Below are 18,193 nucleotides of genomic sequence, written 5' to 3' on the forward strand. Positions count from 1 at the left end.
TACACTTTAGAATTTTATTAGGCTATTTTTATTGTTTTTTAACATTTACATACTTTAAATAGTAGTTATGCAGTGCTTTAGGCGAAGCACCCAAACTATATTTTAAATGAATAATTGAAAAATGATATTGTAATGTCCAAAGACCTTTGCAGTGGTAACGTCTTGCCGAGGTGGTTAATTGTTCCTGAATAACTGTAAATTTAGTTACCTTATAAAGCGTATTTATAAAATGGTTGTCTTCATAGATTTTGTAATCTGTGTTGTAACCGCCAAGAGCATCGAATAGAGATTTGAATACAAATAAACTCTGATCTCCACCACGACTTATTTTCCATGAAAACTGCGTAAACCAGCCTGCTAATTTTAGCCACCAGTGCGAGGAGTTAAATGTCATTTTAAAACAACCGGCTTGCGATGTTTTACTAATGGTTTGTAAAATGTGATTATCGAAATTTTTAGGCGGATAAGAATCGGCATGTAAAAAATACAGAATGTTTCCTTTTGCAGAATGCGCGCCTGCATTCATTTGTGTTCCTCGTCCCTTTTCTGAATTTACAAGTCTCACGTCTGGAAATGATTGTACAAGATGTTGCGTGCCATCTGTGCTACCACCATCAACTACTATAATTTCGGATATGTTATCTGGTGAAGAATTTTTTAACAGATACGGAATTAATTTGTCAATGGTTCCTGCTTCATTTAGAACGGGGATTACAATAGAAATACTATTCATTTAAATTCCAATTATAATCTAAATAAGATATACGCTTAGTAGGATTAATTTTAGTTTTGGCGTACTTATTAATAAATTCAACTAAGGTACCGTTGGTTTCAAAATCTTCTGTAAACCATTTGAAAATTTTAGACAGTTTAACAGCATCAGGCGTTAATTGGTTTTTGTTAGAATTAATAAATGATACGGCGGCTGCATCTAACTGCGTGTTTAATTGGGTTGGCGTATAGGCCTTGTTTAATAATTTCGGACAAGATTCTGAGGCACAAACAATGGCAAAATGTATTCTAGGTTCGTCTAGTTTTCTTAAAATCTCATGTTCTATATCTCCTAAAGAATAGCTTTTGTTATGTATAGAAATAAATTTTTTATCCCATGGATTTTTTATGTCCTTTATGCTTTTAAGCGGATAATTATCGATTATGAGTTTTATGGTAAACGCATTATATGCATTAATCCAGAATGCTAAAGTTTCGTTTTTAGTCCAACTAGAATCCGGTTTACTTGCAGACAGAAGGTCTAGATACCTATTTAAACTGTCGGGATGTTGTTTAATAGTCTTGTAATTAACATGTCCGTCCGGGTCTACATTTTCGGTTAAAAATGTGGTCCATGGTGTATGATCGATTTGCTGAGCAAAAAGCGAAGTAGTACAACATATAAATACGGCAATTATAATATTTTTAATCATCTTGTTTTTTTAATGGATAAAGCTCCTGGTTAATAAAATCTTTAGGAAAATGTTCGTCTCCGTGAAAACCTAATTCAATGTCTCTTCCGCTATGCGGTATATAGTCTGTTTTAAAAATATAGTCCCAAATACTTAATGTAATACCATAATTTGCCCCGTATTTTGAAGTCGGTGGTAGGTCTTTTGCATGGTGCCAAATATGCATTTTAGGGTTGTTTAGAATATATTTTAACCGTCCGTAATCCCATCCTAAATTCGCGTGATTTAAATGGCCGATGGCTATAGCAAAAAAGTGTACTAGGGCAACATCTTGAGCATCGAATCCGCCAATTATGGCTATAGGAATATAAAGCAGGGATTTGTATACCACGGGCTCCATCCAGTGATAGCGTAAATGTGCTGCAAACCCCATTTCTTTTACAGAATGGTGCACTTTATGGAAATTCCACAATAACGGAATATGGTGCAATAATCTATGCGTATTCCATTGCACAAAATCGCTGACTATAAAAAAGATGAATAAACCGAGCGCCTTGGGTAATTTACTAATTTCTAATACTTGGAAATCGGTTAGCGTTAGTCCAAAAACAGAAAGCAAATCGTTAAATAATTCGGCTACGGTATTTGATAGTGCAATGAGGACAATTAAATTTAACAGAAAGAAATTGAAGAACATATAAAATGTGTCTAGCCAAAAATCTTTCCTAAATATGGACTGATTTTTACGCCAAGGAAATGCAATTTCTAAGCCCCAAACCATGAGCGAAATAAGGATAAGACCATAGAAATAATTATCCCAATGGTTTACCGAAATTAATTCGTGTTTTAAATACCGCCAATAGCCGGAGTAAGAGTTTTGAATAAGGTCTGTATATTTTTCCATAAAAAAATCTTGTTTTCTTGTATGTGTTTACTCAAGAAAACAAGATGAAATAAAGTGTGTAACTTGCTTTTTAAGTCTCTCTAAATTGTTTTTATTAGTTCTTTAAAGAGGGTAATCATTTTTGGTTCTGCTTTTTCGGCTACTTCTATAATTTCTTCAATATTTACAGGTTGTAAATTGTCAGGATCGCCTTTGTCTGTAATCACAGAAACCGCTGCAACTTTTAATTTTAAATGATTGGCAACAATAACTTCAGGTACGGTACTCATTCCAACAGCATCTGCACCTAAAATTTTAAGCATGCGATATTCTGCTCGGGTTTCTAACTGAGGGCCCAACATGCTTGCATAAACGCCTTCGTGCAGGGTAATGTCGTGTGCTTTTGCGATGTTTTTAAACTTGGTATTAATGTCCTTGTCGTAAGGTGCGCTCATATCTGCAAAACGCTCACCTAATTTAGAGACTCCTTTAAAAGCTAGAGGAGAACCACCAAGTAAATTAATATGGTCGTCTATTAACATAATATCACCTTTAGCATAATCCAAATTCACTGCTCCAGAAGCATTAGATACTAATAGCGTGTGAATTCCTAACTGATTCATAATACGAACAGGGTATGTAATATCTTGTAAGGTATAGCCTTCGTATAAATGAAAACGACCTTGCATTATAATCACTTTTTTACCCTCTAATTCGCCATAAATTAGTTTTCCTTTATGGAATTCTACAGTTGCTGTCGGGAAGTAAGGTATTTGGTTATAACTAACTTCATGAATTATAGAAACATCGTCTAATAATTTTCCTAATCCAGTGCCTAGTATAATACCAATCTCAGGTTTGTCGAAGCCTTTATTTTGTAAGTATTCTGTGGTTTCGTTAATGTATTTTATCATGATGTGTAATAAATTTTTTAAATTGAGGATAATCTTTTATGTCTTCAAATGTATCGATATCATTTAATTCTTCTAATAAATAAACCGATTTGTTCTCTAAGTTTTTAAGTGAATCTTGTAATACGGTTTCGGTGCCCCAAGATTTATTTTCAAACAAATTAGCATGTAAAGTTTTCATGCCTAATAGGTAATAACCACCATCTTTGGCTGGGCCAATTACGGTATCGTGATATTCTAATTGACTAAAAGCATCCTCTATAATCTCAGCATTTAAATCTAAAATATCGCTACCAATAATAATGACTTTCTGGTAGTTGTTCTGAAATAAGTCTGAAAACGCATGCTTCATCCGTTCGCCAAGATCGTTACCTTGTTGCAGTTTTTTTCTAAAATTTGTATCGTCCCAAGTGTCATTCTTATGAATGTGTTCGGAATAATACACAAACTGATCTGCTTTTACTTTTTCGGCAATTTTTGCGGTATGCTGTAAAAGCATTTTATAAATTTCTAAAGCATTCTCGTCTCCAATAGTTTTAGCCAAACGCGTTTTGCATTTGCCTAATTCTGGATTTCTGGCGAAAATAATAAGTGCTTTTTTAGAGGTTGGAAAATGAAATGTTGCAATAGCTTCATCGTCGTTTTCTTGATCGTTAGAGGTGAAAAATCCCATGGTTTAAAACGTATTAATAATAAAATATAAATATAAGAATTATGCGACACTACCTTGGCAACTACTTCCAGAACCTGCCGTGCAACCATAGCAATGTTGTGAAGTAATTATTTCCCTTCCAGTTAGTAAGTCTTCGTTATATTCCGAAATGTGTTTTACTTTGCTATTTACTGGTAGCTCTAGCATTTGGTTAAAATCGCAATCGTATAAATAGCCATTCCAACTAATAGAGAGTGTATTTATGCACATGACGCTTTTTACGGCCTGCGGATTATAGGCTTCAACCAATGCATACATATAATCTTCATAATTTTCTGAAGCAATTAAATAATCTAAAAACCGACTGATAGGTAAATTAGTAATCGCAAATAAATTATGAAACTGAATGTCGAAATCTTCTAATAATGCCTTCTTAAAATCTTTCTCCATAGCCGATTGATTCGCTGGTAAAAATGCACCCGACGGATTATACACTAGGTCTAGTTTTAATGTGCTGTTAGGCATACCGTAGCCTACTGCATTTAAGTCTTTAAGGGCTTGAATAGACTGATTAAATACACCCTCGCCACGTTGTTTGTCTGTTTTACCTTTAGTCCAATGAGGCATGGAACTCACCACATGAATGTTGTGTTTTTTGAAAAATTCGGGTAAATCGTGATATTTTTTATTGGCGCGGATAATTGTTAAGTTCGAGCGGACAATAAAATCTTTAACACCCGCCTTAGAAGCTTCTTCTACAAACCATCTAAAATTAGGGTTCATTTCTGGAGCGCCACCTGTTAAATCTAAGGTATGTGCAGCAGTTGTTTTTATAATGTCTAAGCATTGTTGCATGGTCTCACGAGTCATGGTTTCCTTACGGTCAGGACCTGCATCTACATGGCAATGTTCGCACACTTGATTACACATGTAACCCACGTTTATTTGGAGAATTTCCACAGGTTTGGCAATTATGGGAAAGGCATTAGATTCCGATGTTTTCGCCTTGAACGTGGGGAGTTCTCCGTTTTCAAATATACCGCTAGAAAGGATATCTAATTGTTTGTTGCTTTGGGCTAATTTATTTTCGCGCTTATGAAGTGATTGTTGCGTCATGTATATTGTATTCTCGTACGTAAAATGATTTAATACTCTAATTTTATTTCAGGCTTCGATTAAAAGGATGAGAAAATTGTGGCTCTCAGCCTTAAACTTACATTTCTAATTTGTTCACTTTATTCATCATTTGTACGCCGTGAACTAAAGAAGCGCCACCACGAATAGCTGCCGAAACATGTAAGGCTTCCATCATTTCTTCTTTTGTTATTCCTCGTTTTAACGCGTCGCCTGTGTAAGCGTCAATGCAATACGGACATTGTACAGTGTGTGATACGGCTAGGGCAATTAGCGATTTTTCACGTTCGGTTAACGCGCCTTCTTCAAAAACTTTTCCGTAATAGTCGAAAAATTTTTCTCCTAATTCTTCATTCCAATCAGATATTTTACTGAATTTTTTTAGGTCGGCTGGATCGTAATATGTCTTTTGCATAATGTTTATGTCGTTTGTTTTGTTAATTATTTACAGCTAATTTACTGTTTTCTAAAATTGAATATACTAACATCTTGTTAATCTGCTTAATTATCATTTATTTTAATATCACTAAACACGCTACATGGATTATTTTATAATTATCACCACTCTTGTCTCTCTTGCAGCCGCTTTTGGATATATTAATGTTAGGTTTTTAAAATTACCAAATACTATTGGTTTAATGTTAATTACTTTGGTATTTACCTTAGTTGTTTTGGCTATAGCTACTATCGATAAAACATTATTGCTGGCCGAACGTAAGTTAATTACAGAGATCGATTTTCGGGCAGTCTTGCTAGATGTTATGTTAAGTTTTATGCTGTTTGCAGGAGCTTTACATACTAATTTCGAACAATTAAAAATTCAGCGTTGGCCCGTTTTGGTTTTTGCAACCGTAGGCACTTTGTTGAGTACCTTTTTAATTGGAGGATTGGTATACGGTGTACTTTCGCTCCTGAATATGAATGTCGATTTAATTTACTGTCTGCTTTTTGGAGCCTTAATTTCTCCAACAGATCCAATTGCGGTGCTTGGAATTTTGAAAAAAGTTGGAGTTCCAAAAGATTTAGAAGCTAAGATTGTTGGAGAATCATTGTTTAACGATGGTGTTGGAGTTGTCGTATTTTTAACCATTTTCCAGATCGCTAATGCAACAGGGGCAGGAGGTATTCAAGTAAATGAGGTTTTAGAATTATTTGTGCGGGAAGTTATTGGAGGTGTAATTCTAGGATTACTTCTAGGATATGGTACTTATAGGTTGATGAAATCTATAGACGATTACGATGTGGAAGTGATTATTACTTTGGCGACCGTAATGTTAGGAACTGTAATCGCTCAAAAAATGCATTTGTCTGCGCCTTTAGCCATGGTAACCGCTGGATTAGTTGTGGGGAACGATACGGTAAGAGGCTCTGCAATGTCCGAAATAACGGAGAACTATGTAGATAAGTTTTGGGAGCTTGTCGATATCTTACTCAATACCATTTTGTTTGTATTAATAGGGATGGAGATGCTTGTGTTGGAATTTCAGTGGGCTTACATTTTTGCAGGATTATTAGCGATTCCAATAGCCTTAATAAGCAGATATATTTCGTTAAAGGGGCCTATAAGTATATTCGAAAAACGATTAGATTTTAGATCTAAAACGAATAAAATTATGACTTGGGGCGGATTGCGAGGAGGTATCTCAATCGCATTGGCTTTAAGTTTAACAAGTGAGATGCACAGGGAATTATTTTTAGTAATTACCTATATGCTTGTGGTTTTTTCCATTTTAATACAAGGACTAACATTGAGTGCGCTTGTAAAACGTCTAATAAAATAGCATTTCTATTGAGTTTCAATCAGATTTAAGAGATTAGAAGATGTCGTTGTTTTGTTGTTGATTTTTAAGTTGTTACGGATAGGTAGTTCGCTTGTTTTTCTGATGGCGACGATTTTAAAACCAAATGCGTTAATGGGGGTATGATTTATTTTAGTACCTTATCAATCCTAAAATAAAATAGGAAATCACGTAATATGAATATGAAAGACAAATTATTAGAAGCTTGGTCTAAGATGTTATCTAAGCTCGACCATTGGCTCGATAGTATTATTATAGCACTTCCAAACTTTATTATTGCCATAATCGTATTTACTTTCGTATTAATTCTATCTAAACAGATTAATAAACTTGTTCTAAAATTATTAGACAGAAGTAGTATGCAGCGGTCAATGAAAAACTTGATCTCTAAGTTAGTATCTGCTGTAGTTGTTATTATAGGGCTTTTTATTGTTCTCGGAATTTTAAATTTAGATAAAGCTTTAAATACTGTTTTGGCAGGGGCCGGAGTATTAGGTTTAGCTGTTGGTTTGGCCTTACAAGGTGCTTTAGCTAATTTTTATTCTGGTGTAGTGCTATCTTATATTCACTTTTTTAAATATGGAGATTGGATAGAGAGTAATGGTTATGAAGGTGAGATTACCAATATTGATTTACGTTCGGTAACGTTAAAGCAATCGGATAATAATTTGGTATATATTCCAAATAAAATGGTAGTAGATAGTCCTATAAAAAACTATTCGACTACGGCGCAATCTCGTGTAATTTTAAAATGTGGAGTACATTACGATTCCGATTTAAAGTTTGTTAGAGATTTAGTGGTAAAAACCATTGTAGAGCGCTTTGATGCGGTAACTAGTAAGCAGGAGGTGATTTTTATGTATAACGAGTTTGCAGATAGTTCTATTAATTTTGAAACGCGTTTTTGGATAAAATCTACATCGGCACTACAAGTTGCAAAGGCAAAATCTGAAGCCATAATTGCAATAAAAGAAGTGTTTGATGCTAACGATATTAATATACCATTCCCAATACGTACTTTGGATTTCCCTGAAGGATTTTTAGGAGGAAATGCTCAGAGTGAGGTTTCTGCCCAAGGCCCATCAAATGAATAGAACCGTGAAGACTTTACTTTTAAAATGTTGTTTAATTCTAAGTGTCATTCTATTTCAATCTCAAACTATGCCTACTGTATCTATTTCAAAAAATCATACTGTACCAGAATCTATAGAAAAGGAAGCTCGAGCGGCTTTAGCTTTTTATCCTGAATTGCAAGATGTCGAGATTGATATTCGATTTAAAAAGGAAATCAAAAAATCGACCATGCAAGCGCAACCTCAATTTTCTAGTTTATTAATAGGAAAAAAGGGGAGACGCTATGTGATATTTATCAGTAAGAAAATTAAAATTTCCAACTCCGAGTTTTCAACCAAACTAATTCCATCTAACGTTATTATTGGTTGGTTGGGTCATGAGTTGGGGCATATTTGCGATTATCAGAATCGTACGACTTTTGGCTTAATTATATTCGGATTTAAATATCTGTTTTCGGGTAAATTTATAAGAGAAGCTGAGCGTAATGCAGACTCGTTTGCAATTATTCATGGTATGGAAGATTATATTATCGCTACAAAAAACTTCATTCTGGATAATGCTAACATTCCTAATAGCTATAAAGATAGAATAAAACGTTTCTACCTATCTCCAGAAGAAATTATGTTGTTAATTGAAGAGCGCGACAAAAAGCTTGAAACCCAATAAGTATTATGGGTTAACAAAATCTTCCCAAGTTTTAAATTTATCCTCATTCATTACGCGTTCCATTTTTACTTGTCCACCTTTCTTTTTGTTTTTAGCATTCCAATCTGAGAATATTTCGGGTTTAATCAGTTTTACTTTTAAACCCTGTAGCGCTTTAGAACGGGCTACAGCATAATTCTTATTTGCTTCTTTTAAATAGGTGTCAATGGCTTCGGAAATGGCCTGAACGTCTTGGTTTGTATTATCGGTACCCAAATACCAACAATGGTAAAACCCGTCTTCGAATTCCTTCGCGCAAATGGTGAATTCAGGGATCTTCATATCGAATTGTTCTTCTAAATGCAACATGGCGTCATTCATCTTATTCACAGAAAGCTGAGAACCTACAGTGTTAAGGAAGAATTTGGTACGCCCTGTAATTTTTATTTCGGCACGTTCTATGTCTGTAAACATAATGGTGTCGCCAATAATATAGCGCCACGTTCCAGCAACTGTGCTTATAATTAATACGTAATCTTCATCTAGTTCTACATCTGCCAAAGTGATACATGGTGCATCGTCTGTTAACGATCCGTCTTCTAAAATGTATTCAGGTTTAAGTGGTACAAATTCAAAGTAAATACCATTATCTGTCACTAATTGCATCGATGTTGTTTCGGGACGCGCTTGAAATGCGATAAATCCTTCGGAAGCTAAATACGTATCAATAATGGTAATTGGGTGCCCCATTAGGGCGTTAAAGCTTTTTTCGTAAGGCTGAAAAGCGACACCACCAGAGGTGTATACTTGAAGGTTTGGCCATATATCGTGAATATTATTAAGATTGTGGTAGTCTATTACTTTTTTAAGCATGAGTTCTAGCCAAGACGGTATCCCGCTTAGCGCTCCAATATCCCAATTTTTGGCATTTTCGGCAATACGATCTACACGCTCGTCCCAATCGTCTATTTTAGATATATCTTCTCCAGGTTTGTAATACCCACGGAACCAAAACGGAATGTTACTCGCGCTAATACCGCTAATTTCACCTTCTTTATGGTTTTCTTTTTCAATTAAATCGGTAGAGCTTCCTAACATCATAATTTCCTTTTCAAAGAAATCTGGAGGCAAATCGAATGCGTTTAAAGCAAATACTTGCTGTATTCCCGCATTTTTAATAGACTCAATCATATCCTGTGTTACAGGAATACGTTTACTTGTTTTTCCTGTGGTTCCAGAACTCAGTGCAAAATAATCAGGATTTCCAGGCCAAGTAATATCACTTTCGTCTTGGTGTAAGCGGTACCACCATTCGTCGTTTATTTTATTATAATCGAAATAGGGAATGGTTTTAGAAAACTGAGATTGAAAATCGTCATGCTCTAAAATGGCTTCAAATTTATAGTGTTTCCCGAAGGCCGTGTCTTTAGCGGTTTCAAGAAGTGATTTTAAAACTTCCTTTTGATTTTCAACAGGATTAGATTCTGGAGTAAGCGTGTCTTTAATTTGAATAACACCTTTTATAATATTGCCAATGATTGCCATAACGATTTATGATAGAGTTCAATGGTAAAAATACTAAAGGTTCACGTGGATTGTGGTCTCAATTAGAAATAAAATTGGCTTAAAAAAAAACGTATGTAACAGGCGTTTGGCCAAGGTGCAGATATGTTTTAAGGAATGACTACAAAAACAAAAACCCCGAAAACATAATGTTTTCAGGGTTTTCTGGTGGTGCCTCCAGGAATCGAACCAGGGACACAAGGATTTTCAGTCCTTTGCTCTACCAACTGAGCTAAGGCACCAGTGCGTAATTGCGAGTGCAAATATACAACCTTTTTATTCTTCTCCAAATGTTTTTTATAAAAAAATGCTTTCGTAGATTCGTATTTCAAATATTTTCTATGAATTTAATAATAGATTGCGGAAATTCTTTTGTGAAACTAGCTGTTTTTGAAGCAAATAGAATTGTAGATAAAAAAATAGTAGACACAGAAAATTTTTTAAAAAATTTTCAAAATTTTATTGAAATCTACCCAGCGATAGAGAAAGGGATACTCTCTTCGGTTGGAAATTTAACAAAATCGGATGTTTTAGCTGTACAAAAAGCATGTCGCGTATTACTATTAGATCACGACACTCCAGTACCGTTTTCTAACCAGTATGCAACACCTAAAACATTGGGTATAGATCGTATTGCTTTGGTTAGCGCCGCCGTAGAGCAATATAAAAATAAAAATGTACTGGTTATAGATGCAGGAACATGCATTACCTATGATTTTGTGTCTGAGGACAATATATATTTTGGAGGTGGAATTTCTCCAGGATTACAATTAAGATACAAGGCTTTAAACAATTATACGGCAAAATTACCGTTGTTAGTTCCGGAAGAACCCATGGATATTGTAGGGAATTCTACAAATGCTGCCATTCATTCTGGAGTAGTGTTTGGAATTTTAAATGAAATCGATGGGAACATTTCAATTTACCAAGGAAAATATAGAGATTTAACAGTTATTTTAACAGGAGGTGACACTAATTTCTTGTCAAAGCAATTAAAAAGTGGCATATTTGCGAACTCGAATTTTCTTTTAGAAGGATTGAACTCAATTTTACAATTTAATTCACACGAATGATTAAAAAACTTGTATTAGTTTTTATTGCTGCATTTGCAGTTAATAGTTATGCTCAAAATAGTGGTACAGCTTCACCCTATTCATACTATGGTATTGGAAACCTTAAATTTAAAGGGACTGTCGAAAATAAAAGTATGGGAGGGCTTAGTATCTACAGTGATAGTATACATGTTAATTTACGCAATCCCGCTTCTTACGCATCAGAGAATTTAAAAATGTATGGTGGCGAAAGTCGTCCAGTGAAATTTTCTATTGGAGGGAGTCATACTAGTTCTTCAATGGAAGAGAATGGCGTTTCAGATAATGCAAGTTCTTCAACCTTCGATTATATAGCCTTATCCTTACCCGTAGGACGCTTCGGTGTTGGTTTTGGGCTTATGCCTTATTCATCTGTAGGTTATAAACTTCAAACAAATTACGATAATGGCGATCTTCAAAACCGCTTTACAGGAGAAGGTGGTTTAAATAAAGCATTTCTTTCTGCAGGATTTTTAGTAACAAAAGAGTTAAGTATTGGTGTAGATGCACAATACGGCTTCGGGAATATTAAAAATAATATTCTTCAGTATATTTACGATACCGATGGCCAGTTAATAAGTTACCAAACAAGACAAAATAATAGATCGGATTTAAGCGGATTAAGTTTTAATTTTGGTATGACCTATAAAACACTTATTTTCGATGACTTTGAATGGGTGTCTTCAGCAACGTATGCACCTAGTAGTACTTTTAAGTCTAAAAATTCTAGATCATTTTCTACGGTTATTGTAAATTCAGCAGCGCAAACAGAAACTGTAGTAAGTACCATAGATGGCGAGCAATCGCTTATTGATGCAGGCATGTTAGAAACAGATGTAGATGTGGCCTCAAGGTTTTCTATAGGAACAGGAATCGGACAACCAAGACATTGGTTTGTCGGGGTAGAAACAACCTTTGAGAATACTAGCGACGTAACTAATGACCGTACTGAAAGTAATAATGTAGAGTATGAAGATGCCTTTGGATTATCTGTAGGAGGATTTTATATTCCGAAATATAATGCGTTTACAGGCTACTGGAATCGTGTTGTATATCGTGCCGGTTTTAGAACTCAAAAGACAGGTTTAGTGATTAATGAAGAGGAGATTAACGAGTTTGGCATATCTTTTGGTGCAGGGTTACCATTAGGGACTATTTTTTCTAATGCGAACATTGGTGTTGAATTCGGAAAAAGAGGTACTACTTCTAAGAATTTAATTCAAGAAAACTTTATTAACTTTAGCATAAGTTTATCTTTAAATGATAGATGGTTTGTAAAACGAAAATTTGATTAACTATTACGCAAAAATAAAAATTATGAAAATGAAAGTTACTTTAATAGTAGCATTGCTATGCTTGGGACTGACTAACAGTTTCGCACAAGGTCAAGAAGAATGTCCTACCAAATTGTCTATTTTTCACGAATATGTGAAAGCAAAGAATTTTGATGCAGCTTATACGCCTTGGATGGAAGTAAGGAAAGCATGTCCTAAATATAATAAAGCAATTATTATTGATGGTAACAAAATTTTAGATTATAAAATTGAGAATTCTACCGGAGCAGAAAAAAAGGCTTACATAGAAGATCTAATGAAACTATGGGATGAAGAATTGGTGAATTTCCCATCTAGAACTACCCAAGGTGAGGTTTTAACTGATAAAGCTCAGTTAATGTATGATAATAAAGCAGAATTAGGATTGTCTGACCTTGAAGTTTATAATGCATTTGATAAAGCTTATACTACAGACAAGGAACACTTTAAAAATCCTAAAGGTTTATATACATACTTTTCTTTAATGGTAGATTTGTATGATGCTAAACAAAAAACAGCTCAAGATTTATTTAATAAATACGATGATGTTACTGAACGTGTAGACGAAGAAGTAAAAAACTATTCTGAAGATTTAAATAAATTAATCGCTAAAGAAGAAGCTGGTACAGCTTTAACAAGTACCGAAGTAAAGTATAAAAAATACTACTCTAGTTATTTAGATGCTTACGATAAAATTGGTGGAAGTATTAATGGTAAATTAGGTGAACGTGCAAACTGTGAGAATTTAATTCCATTATACCAAAAAGATTTCGAAGCAAACAAAACAGATGCTGTTTGGTTACAAAGAGCAGCTGGTAAAATGTCTGAGAAAGATTGTACTAGTGACCCATTATACTTTAAAATAGTAAATGCATATCACGATTTAAACCCATCTGCAAACTCTGCATACTTCTTAGGGTTATTAAAAGATAAAGAAAACAAATCTAGCGAAGCTCTTAAATACTACGAGCAAGCATTAAGTTTAGAAACAGACAACTACAAGAAAGCAAAATTATATAGTAAGATTGCAGATAAGTTAAAGAGAAGCGGCGTATATTCTAAAGCTAGAAGCTATTACCGTGAGTCTTTAAGTTTAAACCCATCTAACGGTCGTCCTCACTTACAAATTGCAGCCATGTATGCCGCAAGTGCTAACGATTGTGGAACAACAACATTTAACAAACGTGCTGTATTCTGGTTAGCAGCAGACGAAGCTGCGAAGGCAGGACGTGTAGATCCAACTTTAAAATCTCACGCAGCGCAATCGGCTACAAGTTATAGAGCTAAAGCACCGCAAAAATCTGATATCTTCTCTGAAGGAAATGGTGGTCAAACCATTAAAATCGGATGTTGGATTGGTTCTAGCGTAACAGTACCAAACATTTAATATGTTATCAAAACATCATAATATTTTTTTCATGGTCATAGCTTTTGCTATGACCATGTTTTTTTCCTGTGCTGTAGATTTAAAACCAGAGGTTGCTTTTAACGTTCCAGTGGGTATAGCAGAGAATATCGACCTTAAATATACCGATTCAGGAAAAGTAAAAGCCAATTTAATTAGTCCGAAAATGCTAGATTATTCTAATCGAGAATTTCCATATTCGGAATTTACAGAAGGCATTACATTATATCTATTCGATAAAGACAATAATAAAAGTACGGTTTTAGCCGATTATGCTATAGCGTACGACAAAACGGGTTTAATCGATTTACAAGGGAATGTTGTATTAGCAACCTACTTAAACGATACTCTGTTTGGCGATCAGTTATACTACGACCAAAATAAACAATGGTTATCTACCAACCAGCCTGTAACCTTTAGAACAGATGGCGATTTAATACATGGAAATGGTTTCGATTCTGATGCTAACTTTAAAGAAGCAGAAGTTCTTGAAATTAATGGAATTATCACACTTGATGAATAATTTAGTTACCTTTGTTTCAAATTAAATTTTTACCATGAATAAATCATTTAAGTTCTTTCAATACGCATATTTAATATTTGCCGTTGTGTTCTTATATCAGGTTGTAAATAAATACATGATAACAGGAGTTGTAGATTATGGATCGTTATTGCTTGCTGGTGCCGCTATATTTATGTTTTTCTTCAGGAAGAGGTTCAACAAGAAATTCGATAATAAAGACTAATTGTTTTAGATGAGTCCAGAAATCATCATTATCGTAGTATCGTTAATTCTATCTGCTTTTTTTTCGGGTATGGAAATTGCCTATGTGTCTTCCAATAAAATACATATCGAAATCGAGAAAAAACAAGATGGATTTTTAGCTAATGTCTTAACAAGACTTACGGCTAAACCTTCAAAGTTTATTGCAACCATGCTAATTGGTAACAATATTGCTTTGGTTATCTATGGGTTTTTTATGGGCGATTTGCTCGTTAATTGGTTTCAATCCATGTTACCATCAAATTCGACATTTATTACTTATATGTTGAATGATTTAAGTCTGCTAACGCAAACCGTTATATCTACACTAGTTATTTTAATAACTGCCGAATTTTTACCAAAAGTATTCTTTCAGATATACGCTAATACATTAATTAAATTTTTTGCAGTTCCGGCTTACATATTTTATGGTTTCTTTTCTTGGATATCAGACTTTGTGCTTTGGGTATCTAATTTTGTATTGAGACGTTTCTTTAAAACGGAAGGCGACCAAGTGCAATTGGCATTCTCCAAGGTAGAATTAGGAAACTATATTACAGAACAAATGAAGTCTGTTGAAGAGCATGACGAAGTCGATTCTGAAATTCAAATATTTCAAAATGCGCTAGAGTTTTCCGAAGTGAAAGCACGTGAAGTCATGGTGCCTAGAACAGAAATAATTGCAGTCGAAATTCAGGAATCTCCACGAGTTTTAAATAGTCTGTTTACAGAAACCGGCTGTTCTAAAATTATTGTGTATAAAGATACCATAGACGATATTCTTGGATACGTGCATTCGTTCGAGCTTTTTAAAAAGCCCAAAACAATAAAGTCTATTTTACTTCCTGTAGAGTTTGTACCAGAAACCATGTTAGTGAAAGATATATTAAGTATCCTGATTAAAAAGCGTAAAAGTATTGCGGTGGTTATAGACGAATATGGTGGGACATCTGGAATAATGACTGTTGAAGATATTGTAGAGGAATTGTTTGGAGAAATTGAAGACGAGCACGATACCATTGACTTAATTGAAGAAAAAATAGACGATGAGAATTATACTTTTTCTGCACGATTCGAAATCGATTATTTAAACGAAAATTACAAATTAAATATTCCTGAGAGTGAAAACTACGGCACTTTAGGAGGCTTTATTGTAAATCATACTGAAGAAATTCCAAGTAAAAATGAAGTTGTCGTTATAGGGGATTTTCGCTTTAGTATTCTAGAAGTGTCCAATACTAAAATTGACTTAGTCGCACTTACCATTGTAAAGGGAGAATAAATTCTCTAATTGGTACAAATTAAATGAATTATTGATGTTTTCTCCTTTTATAATTAAAAGGAAAATGGTATTTTCGCGCCCAATATTTCATATAATTTAAATGACCAATGGCAGTTTTAAATAAAATTAGACAACGTTCACTTTTCTTAATCCTTATTATCGCTTTAGCTTTATTCTCTTTTGTACTTTCTGGTTTATTCCAAAATGGTGATGCATTAGCAAATAAATCTCAGAGTGTTGTTGCTACAATAAATGGGAAAGAAATTTCTAGAGAAGACTTTTTGCGTAAAGTAGAATTCGCACAAAGACAAATGGGACAGGGTGTGACTAACACACAAGCAATGAATACGGTTTGGAATCAAGAATTAAGACAAGCTGTAATGGAGTCTCAATACAACTCTTTAGGATTTACGGTAGAACGTGACCAAATGAGAAACTTGTTAAAAACAAATTTAGCAGGTAGCCCAGAATTTCAAAACGAAGCTGGTCTATTTGATGAAAATAAGCTTAATGAATACATTGCTACACTAAAAGCAACGTCTGCCGAAGGTTACCAACAATGGGTAGATTACGAACAATCTATCGCTGCAGCAGGTATGCAACAAGACTATATTAATATGGTAAAGGCTGGTGTAACTGGAACTTTAGCAGAAGGTAAAGTGGAGCATGGTTTAGAAAATAACAAGGTTGATATTAAATATGTACAAATTCCTTTTAGCGCGATAGCAGATAGTACTGTTGCGGTGTCTAAATCGGAAATTTCTAGTTACATAAAAGATCACAAAAAAGAATTTCAAGTAGAAGCTTCTAGAGATATTAATTATGTGGAATTTAGAGAGGTTGCTTCATTAGAAGATGAAAAAGAGATTTCTACTTCATTAACTAATATGTTAAACAACTCTGTAGTTTATAACGATCTTACAAAAACCAACGATACTATTTTAGGATTTGCTCAGGTTAAGGATGTAGAAACATTTGTAAATTCTAATTCAGATATTAAATACGATAACCGTTTTGTTTTCAAATCGGCGTTACCAAAAAACTTAGCAGATAACTTATATAACAAGAGTGTAGGAAGTACATTCGGACCTTATAAAGATAATGGCTTCTTTAAATTATCTAAATTAGTTGAAGAAAAATTCTTACCAGACTCAGCTAAAGCTAGACATATTTTAATTCCGTTTTTAGGATCTCGTGCGGCTACAGTAGAAACTGTTCAAACGCAAGTTGAAGCTAAAAAAACAGCAGATAGTATAATGGCTGTTATAAAAGGAAATCCTTCTAAATTTGCAGATGTATTATCATTATCTGCAGATAAAGTAAGTAATGAAAACGATGGTGTTTTAGACTGGTTTACATACAATGCAATGGTGCCAGAATTTAGAGACTATGCTTTCGAAAATCGTAAAGGTGATATCGGTGTTGTAAAAACAGATTTCGGTTTTCACGTTATTGAAATATTAGATCAAACAGCTACAGAACGCGCTGTTAAAATTGCAACTATCGCTAGAGAAATCGAGCCTTCTGATGCAACAATAGATAAAGTATTTAGAGATGCTTCTAAATTTGAAATCGCTATAGCAGATAAAGATTTCCAAGCAGTATCTAAAGAAAATAACTATTCTGTTCGTCCAGTAAAAGGAATTGAAATTCTTCAAGAAAACATTCCTGGATTAAGCAATCAGCGTCAAATCGTACGTTGGACTTTTGACGAAGAAACTAAAGTAGGAGATGTTAAACGTTTCAATATCTCTGGTGGATATGCAATCGTTCAACTTACAAATAAAAACGAAGCAGGTTTAATGTCTACAGATAATGCATCTGCAATTGTTGTTCCTAAAATTCGTAAAGAGAAAAAAGCCGCATTAATTATAGACCGTGTAAAAGCGACTACTTTAGATGCATTAGCTTCAGAAGAAAATCAAACGGTTAAAACAGCATCTTCTATAAACATGAAAAACCCTACTATTTCTGGTGCGGGTAGAGAGCCAATTATTGTTGGTGCAGCTTTCGGTTTAAAAGAAGGAGAAACCTCTAAATTAGTAGTTGGAGAAAATGGAGTGTATATGGTTGAAGTTACTAAAGTTTCAGCAGCTACAGAATTAGATAACTACCAAGCTTTTGCTAACCGCGTTGGGCAACAAAAAGCAAATGCTGTAAATACTAAGTTATACGAAGCTTTAAAAGATGCTTCAGAAATTGAAGATAATAGAGCTGAGTCTGTACAATAAATTACAGATTACCTAGAATAAAAAATCCTCATCGTTAGATGAGG

The 18,193-nt window shown here is 34.2% G+C and carries 18 protein-coding genes and 1 tRNA gene; 10 read left to right on the forward strand and 9 right to left on the reverse strand.

Going from position 1 to position 18,193, the window contains the following annotated elements; all coding sequences use genetic code 11:
• Nucleotides 1–28: 28 nt before the first annotated feature.
• The 7 genes from ACKC83_RS07445 to ACKC83_RS07475 form a co-directional block, all read right to left on the reverse strand.
• Complete coding sequence (locus ACKC83_RS07445; protein ID WP_434037582.1) at nucleotides 29–733, reverse strand: TIGR04283 family arsenosugar biosynthesis glycosyltransferase; 705 nt, start codon at nucleotides 731–733, stop codon at nucleotides 29–31.
• Nucleotides 726–1,424, reverse strand: coding sequence for a DUF547 domain-containing protein (locus tag ACKC83_RS07450; protein WP_434037583.1), 699 nt, complete (start codon nucleotides 1,422–1,424; stop codon nucleotides 726–728). Before ACKC83_RS07450 ends, ACKC83_RS07445 begins: the two co-directional genes overlap by 8 nt.
• The gene (locus tag ACKC83_RS07455) at nucleotides 1,417–2,307 is read right to left on the reverse strand and encodes a sterol desaturase family protein (protein ID WP_434037584.1); all 891 of its coding nucleotides are present in this window, start codon (nucleotides 2,305–2,307) and stop codon (nucleotides 1,417–1,419) included. The genes ACKC83_RS07450 and ACKC83_RS07455 overlap by 8 nt, the downstream gene beginning before the upstream one ends.
• An 80-nt stretch (nucleotides 2,308–2,387) precedes the next feature.
• Nucleotides 2,388–3,200, reverse strand: a complete 813-nt coding sequence (locus ACKC83_RS07460) for a purine-nucleoside phosphorylase (protein ID WP_434037585.1) — start codon at nucleotides 3,198–3,200, stop codon at nucleotides 2,388–2,390.
• Nucleotides 3,184–3,870, reverse strand: coding sequence for a TIGR04282 family arsenosugar biosynthesis glycosyltransferase (locus tag ACKC83_RS07465; RefSeq protein WP_414036311.1), 687 nt, complete (start codon nucleotides 3,868–3,870; stop codon nucleotides 3,184–3,186). Before ACKC83_RS07465 ends, ACKC83_RS07460 begins: the two co-directional genes overlap by 17 nt.
• Nucleotides 3,871–3,909: 39 nt before the next feature.
• A complete protein-coding gene (gene arsS / locus ACKC83_RS07470; RefSeq protein WP_434037586.1) occupies nucleotides 3,910–4,965 on the reverse strand; it encodes an arsenosugar biosynthesis radical SAM (seleno)protein ArsS in 1,056 nt (351 codons plus the stop codon).
• A 97-nt stretch (nucleotides 4,966–5,062) separates the two neighbouring features.
• The gene (locus tag ACKC83_RS07475) at nucleotides 5,063–5,398 is read right to left on the reverse strand and encodes an arsenosugar biosynthesis-associated peroxidase-like protein (protein WP_382379992.1); all 336 of its coding nucleotides are present in this window, start codon (nucleotides 5,396–5,398) and stop codon (nucleotides 5,063–5,065) included.
• A 124-nt stretch (nucleotides 5,399–5,522) separates the two neighbouring features.
• Between ACKC83_RS07475 and ACKC83_RS07480 the strand changes: the two genes are divergently transcribed.
• The 3 genes from ACKC83_RS07480 to ACKC83_RS07490 all read left to right on the forward strand — a co-directional run bounded on the left by ACKC83_RS07480 (nucleotide 5,523) and on the right by ACKC83_RS07490 (nucleotide 8,522).
• Nucleotides 5,523–6,764 carry a cation:proton antiporter gene (locus tag ACKC83_RS07480; protein ID WP_434037587.1) on the forward strand — a complete coding sequence of 414 codons (1,242 nt, stop codon included), beginning with the start codon at nucleotides 5,523–5,525 and terminating at the stop codon, nucleotides 6,762–6,764.
• A gap of 200 nt (nucleotides 6,765–6,964) precedes the next feature.
• Nucleotides 6,965–7,876 carry a mechanosensitive ion channel family protein gene (locus ACKC83_RS07485; RefSeq protein WP_414036308.1) on the forward strand — a complete coding sequence of 304 codons (912 nt, stop codon included), beginning with the start codon at nucleotides 6,965–6,967 and terminating at the stop codon, nucleotides 7,874–7,876.
• 67 nt (nucleotides 7,877–7,943) lie between these two features.
• Nucleotides 7,944–8,522: a hypothetical protein gene (locus tag ACKC83_RS07490; protein ID WP_434037588.1), complete on the forward strand. Its 579-nt coding sequence runs from the start codon at nucleotides 7,944–7,946 to the stop codon at nucleotides 8,520–8,522.
• A 3-nt stretch (nucleotides 8,523–8,525) separates the two neighbouring features.
• Here ACKC83_RS07490 and ACKC83_RS07495 read toward each other — a convergent pair whose 3' ends face one another.
• Together ACKC83_RS07495 and ACKC83_RS07500 are read right to left on the reverse strand one after the other, a co-directional pair.
• Nucleotides 8,526–10,046 carry a GH3 family domain-containing protein gene (locus tag ACKC83_RS07495; protein WP_434037589.1) on the reverse strand — a complete coding sequence of 507 codons (1,521 nt, stop codon included), beginning with the start codon at nucleotides 10,044–10,046 and terminating at the stop codon, nucleotides 8,526–8,528.
• A 184-nt stretch (nucleotides 10,047–10,230) separates the two neighbouring features.
• Nucleotides 10,231–10,306: transfer RNA gene (locus tag ACKC83_RS07500), tRNA-Phe, on the reverse strand.
• A gap of 99 nt (nucleotides 10,307–10,405) precedes the next feature.
• Between ACKC83_RS07500 and ACKC83_RS07505 the strand changes: the two genes are divergently transcribed.
• The 7 genes from ACKC83_RS07505 (at nucleotide 10,406) to ACKC83_RS07535 (ending at nucleotide 18,149) form a co-directional block, all read left to right on the forward strand.
• Nucleotides 10,406–11,137 (forward strand): type III pantothenate kinase, encoded by a 732-nt coding sequence (locus ACKC83_RS07505; protein WP_434037590.1) that lies wholly within the window; start codon nucleotides 10,406–10,408, stop codon nucleotides 11,135–11,137.
• Nucleotides 11,134–12,450 (forward strand): hypothetical protein, encoded by a 1,317-nt coding sequence (locus ACKC83_RS07510; protein ID WP_434037591.1) that lies wholly within the window; start codon nucleotides 11,134–11,136, stop codon nucleotides 12,448–12,450. Before ACKC83_RS07505 ends, ACKC83_RS07510 begins: the two co-directional genes overlap by 4 nt.
• A 22-nt stretch (nucleotides 12,451–12,472) precedes the next feature.
• Nucleotides 12,473–13,855: a hypothetical protein gene (locus tag ACKC83_RS07515; RefSeq protein ID WP_434037592.1), complete on the forward strand. Its 1,383-nt coding sequence runs from the start codon at nucleotides 12,473–12,475 to the stop codon at nucleotides 13,853–13,855.
• A gap of 31 nt (nucleotides 13,856–13,886) precedes the next feature.
• Nucleotides 13,887–14,396, forward strand: coding sequence for an LPS export ABC transporter periplasmic protein LptC (gene lptC, locus ACKC83_RS07520; protein ID WP_414036302.1), 510 nt, complete (start codon nucleotides 13,887–13,889; stop codon nucleotides 14,394–14,396).
• 34 nt (nucleotides 14,397–14,430) lie between these two features.
• A complete protein-coding gene (locus ACKC83_RS07525; RefSeq protein ID WP_414036301.1) occupies nucleotides 14,431–14,619 on the forward strand; it encodes a hypothetical protein in 189 nt (62 codons plus the stop codon).
• Between the two features lie 9 nt (nucleotides 14,620–14,628).
• A complete protein-coding gene (locus tag ACKC83_RS07530; RefSeq protein ID WP_414036300.1) occupies nucleotides 14,629–15,918 on the forward strand; it encodes a hemolysin family protein in 1,290 nt (429 codons plus the stop codon).
• 107 nt (nucleotides 15,919–16,025) lie between these two features.
• Nucleotides 16,026–18,149 carry a peptidylprolyl isomerase gene (locus tag ACKC83_RS07535; RefSeq protein ID WP_434037593.1) on the forward strand — a complete coding sequence of 708 codons (2,124 nt, stop codon included), beginning with the start codon at nucleotides 16,026–16,028 and terminating at the stop codon, nucleotides 18,147–18,149.
• Nucleotides 18,150–18,193 lie beyond the last annotated feature (44 nt).

The organism is Formosa bonchosmolovskayae (genome assembly GCF_051016085.1).
Lineage (GTDB): Bacteria > Bacteroidota > Bacteroidia > Flavobacteriales > Flavobacteriaceae > Formosa.

Excerpts from the sequence above, each read along its gene's own strand:
- ACKC83_RS07445 (WP_434037582.1), bottom strand. The coding sequence starts at position 733 with ATGAATAGTATTTCTATTGTAATCCCCGTTCTAAATGAAGCAGGAACC.
- ACKC83_RS07450 (WP_434037583.1), bottom strand. The coding sequence starts at position 1,424 with ATGATTAAAAATATTATAATTGCCGTATTTATATGTTGTACTACTTCG.
- ACKC83_RS07455 (WP_434037584.1), bottom strand. The coding sequence starts at position 2,307 with ATGGAAAAATATACAGACCTTATTCAAAACTCTTACTCCGGCTATTGG.
- ACKC83_RS07460 (WP_434037585.1), bottom strand. The coding sequence starts at position 3,200 with ATGATAAAATACATTAACGAAACCACAGAATACTTACAAAATAAAGGC.
- ACKC83_RS07465 (WP_414036311.1), bottom strand. The coding sequence starts at position 3,870 with ATGGGATTTTTCACCTCTAACGATCAAGAAAACGACGATGAAGCTATT.
- arsS (WP_434037586.1), bottom strand. The coding sequence starts at position 4,965 with ATGACGCAACAATCACTTCATAAGCGCGAAAATAAATTAGCCCAAAGC.
- ACKC83_RS07475 (WP_382379992.1), bottom strand. The coding sequence starts at position 5,398 with ATGCAAAAGACATATTACGATCCAGCCGACCTAAAAAAATTCAGTAAA.
- ACKC83_RS07480 (WP_434037587.1), top strand. The coding sequence starts at position 5,523 with ATGGATTATTTTATAATTATCACCACTCTTGTCTCTCTTGCAGCCGCT.
- ACKC83_RS07485 (WP_414036308.1), top strand. The coding sequence starts at position 6,965 with ATGAAAGACAAATTATTAGAAGCTTGGTCTAAGATGTTATCTAAGCTC.
- ACKC83_RS07490 (WP_434037588.1), top strand. The coding sequence starts at position 7,944 with ATGCCTACTGTATCTATTTCAAAAAATCATACTGTACCAGAATCTATA.
- ACKC83_RS07495 (WP_434037589.1), bottom strand. The coding sequence starts at position 10,046 with ATGGCAATCATTGGCAATATTATAAAAGGTGTTATTCAAATTAAAGAC.
- ACKC83_RS07505 (WP_434037590.1), top strand. The coding sequence starts at position 10,406 with ATGAATTTAATAATAGATTGCGGAAATTCTTTTGTGAAACTAGCTGTT.
- ACKC83_RS07510 (WP_434037591.1), top strand. The coding sequence starts at position 11,134 with ATGATTAAAAAACTTGTATTAGTTTTTATTGCTGCATTTGCAGTTAAT.
- ACKC83_RS07515 (WP_434037592.1), top strand. The coding sequence starts at position 12,473 with ATGAAAATGAAAGTTACTTTAATAGTAGCATTGCTATGCTTGGGACTG.
- lptC (WP_414036302.1), top strand. The coding sequence starts at position 13,887 with ATGGTCATAGCTTTTGCTATGACCATGTTTTTTTCCTGTGCTGTAGAT.
- ACKC83_RS07525 (WP_414036301.1), top strand. The coding sequence starts at position 14,431 with ATGAATAAATCATTTAAGTTCTTTCAATACGCATATTTAATATTTGCC.
- ACKC83_RS07530 (WP_414036300.1), top strand. The coding sequence starts at position 14,629 with ATGAGTCCAGAAATCATCATTATCGTAGTATCGTTAATTCTATCTGCT.
- ACKC83_RS07535 (WP_434037593.1), top strand. The coding sequence starts at position 16,026 with ATGGCAGTTTTAAATAAAATTAGACAACGTTCACTTTTCTTAATCCTT.